The organism is Mesorhizobium sp. M1348, assembly GCF_040317925.1.
Lineage (GTDB): Bacteria > Pseudomonadota > Alphaproteobacteria > Rhizobiales > Rhizobiaceae > Mesorhizobium.
The window spans coordinates 1-946 of record NZ_JAMYLH010000082.1 but is presented as its reverse complement, the minus strand read 5'-3'; the positions used below and the strand labels follow the sequence as shown (position 1 = coordinate 946).

Sequence of the window (946 nt, the reverse complement as noted above, 5' to 3'; positions counted from 1 at the left end):
TAGAGCGGTTCCCCCTTTGACGGAATCAAAGGGGATTCCAGATTTATCTGTTTTGTGATTCAAGATGCTGGCTGGAGTGGAGGCCAGCATCGGATGACCCGACCTCTTTCCAATGATCTTCGCGAACGTGTTGTAGCGGCGGTTTTGGGTGGCGAGAGCCGCCGGTCGGCCGCCAAACGGTTCGGCATTTCGGTTTCGGCGGCGGTGAAGTTGTTGCAGCGCCATCGGGTGACTGGCTCGGTCGCGCCGGGCAAGATGGGTGGACATCGCAAGAGGTTGCTGGAGCCGCACCGTGCCTTCATCGAGGCGCGTATACGTGAGACACCGCATCTGACGCTGCACGGTTTGAAGGATGAGTTGGCCGCACGCGGGGTCAAGGTCTCGCACAACGCGGTCTGGATGTTCTTGAGGCGCGAGGGCCTGAGCTTCAAAAAAAACGCTGTTCGCCCTTGAGCAGGCGCGCGCCGATATTGCCCGCAGGCGTCAGCGATGGCGATCTTGGCAGGCCGGCCTCGATCCGCAGCATCTGGTCTTCATCGATGAGACCTGGATCAAGACCAACATGGCTCCGCTGCGCGGTTGGGGGCCGAAGGGCGAGCGGCTGCGCGGCTTGGCCCCGCACGGCCACTGGCGCACGCTGACCTTCCTCGGCGCGCTGCGCTGCGATAGGCTCGCGGCACCTTGCGTCTTCGACGGGCCAATCAACGGCCAATGCTTCCGCGCCTATGTCGAGCAGCAGCTCATCACCGTGCTGAAACCCGGCGACATCGTCGTCATGGATAATCTGGGAAGTCATAAGTCGGCGGCGATCAGGCAGATGATCAAGGCTGCCGGCGCCAGGCTTTGGTACCTGCCACCCTACTCCCCCGACCTCAACCCGATCGAGCAGGCCTTCGCCAAGATCAAGCATTGGATGCGACAAGCTCAGAAGCGTACCGTCGAGGAC

At 61.7% G+C, this 946-nt stretch carries 1 protein-coding gene; it reads left to right on the top strand.

What is annotated here, in order from left to right:
* Positions 1-93: 93 nt before the first annotated feature.
* Positions 94-946, top strand: a protein-coding gene (locus NKH13_RS35515; RefSeq protein ID WP_352722272.1) for an IS630 family transposase whose coding sequence is annotated in 2 segments (ribosomal slippage) — positions 94-429 and positions 431-946 — 852 coding nt annotated over the 2 segments. Because the reading frame shifts where the segments join, the coding sequence is not laid out codon by codon here. This gene is flagged as partial in the annotation.